We start from the raw sequence: 1,620 nt of genomic DNA on the forward strand, positions 1-1,620 counted from the left end.
AGACAATATGACCCGGATCCAGACGCGGAGCTGCCCGAAGCAGCCCGCCCTGCCGCCAGGCACCCAGGGTTCGGGAGATGATAGACTCCCCGATATAGCGCAAGACAGGCGCGGCCCCAGGCGCCGCGCAGGGAGAAGGAGGCTGCCCATGAACAACTACACCATCTACCGTGAGCACTGCAGCGTCTTCGGAATGGACGTCCACGCCCGCTCCGTCACGGTCAAGGGGTTCGAGTGGTCGAGCGGAAAGGTCGAGCGCAAGCGCTTCTCCGACTGCCCGAGCGCCTACGACATAGCAGCGTGGATGAGGGCCAACTTCGAAGGCCCCTACTACGCCGCGTACGAAGCCGGCGGCAGCGGCTTCTCGCTCTGCCGTGACCTGCGGGGCATCGGCATCGACTGCGATGTCATAGCGACGTCGAGCATAGCGCGATCCGCGAAGGACAAAAAGGGCAAGACCGACTCCCGCGATGCCTCGAGACTGCTCGCAGAGCTCTTGAAGCCCGATGACGAGGGCTGCACGTCCGTGTGGGTGCCGCCCTACGAGGTCGAAGCTGCGCGCGACATCGCACGCGCGCGGGAAGACGCGAAGCAGATCGTCGCCGATACCAAGCAGCGGCTGCGCGCCCTGCTCTTGCGTCATGGATACGTCTGGAACGAGAAGACCGCAAGCGGAAACCGCGTCAAGTCGTGGGGAACCAGGTTCAACCGCTGGCTGGACGGAATCGCTCTTGAAGGCGAGGGCGCTCGCGAGGCGCTCGCCTCCTACAGGGAGAGCATCCGTCTTAACGAAGAACTCGTAGCGCACCTCGACTCCCAGATAGCAACCTTGTGCGCAGAGCCGAGATGGAAGCCCTATGTGGACGCGCTCGTTCTCGTCAAGGGCATCGACACGAGGACGGCCTTCCTCACGGCGGCCGAGTTCGGCCGGTTCTCCCGCTTCAGGAACGGGAGATCCGTCACATCCTGGATAGGGTGCGCCCCCTCCGAGAGTTCCAGCGGGGAGCACCGGGCGCACGGCCGCATCACCAAATGCGGAAACTCCCACCTGAGGCGTGCGCTCACCGAGGGCGCGTCCACCGTCAGGCGCTTCAACAAGAACATGAAGCAGCCCGCCGCGGGGCACGAAGTCAGCGAGGAGCTGAGAGTCATGGCGCGCAAGGCGACGCACCGCGTCCACAAGCGCTACGCGAGCCTCGTTGCCCGGGGCATCCACGCCAACAAGGCCAAGATGGCAGCCGTAAGCGAGATGGCGCGGTGGCTCTGGGCCATTGGCTGCGTCGTCGAGCGTAACGAAGCAGCGAAGTAAGGCAACCGCCCTGAGGTAGCATCTGTTCCAACGCGAGGGGAACCCGCGATTGAGACCTGCGCGCCGCGCTCGCGCGGTATGCGCGACAGAAGGATGACGAAGAGAACGATCCTTCGGCGGAAAGCCCCGAACGAGCCGTTGAAGTGTGGGCCGCGTGCGGTATCCACGGATCTGAGGGTGTCGCGATACGACGCTTTGAGGCGTTAGGCAACAGGATCCGCACCACAGGGTCGATGCATATGGAGAGAGATCCCTCGCCGACGGACGAGGGGTCTCTCCTTGCGCCCGCTTGACAGGATCCGGGTCATATG

At 64.3% G+C, this 1,620-nt stretch carries 1 protein-coding gene; it reads left to right on the forward strand.

Annotation, left to right across the window (positions count from 1 at the left end):
- Positions 1 to 148: 148 nt before the first annotated feature.
- On the forward strand, positions 149 to 1,309 hold the full coding sequence (locus tag G7Y49_RS11935; RefSeq protein ID WP_165174110.1) for an IS110 family transposase: 1,161 nt from the start codon (positions 149 to 151) through the stop codon (positions 1,307 to 1,309).
- Positions 1,310 to 1,620: the final 311 nt, after the last annotated feature.

The organism is Adlercreutzia sp. ZJ242, from assembly GCF_011038995.1.
GTDB lineage: Bacteria > Actinomycetota > Coriobacteriia > Coriobacteriales > Eggerthellaceae > CAAEEV01.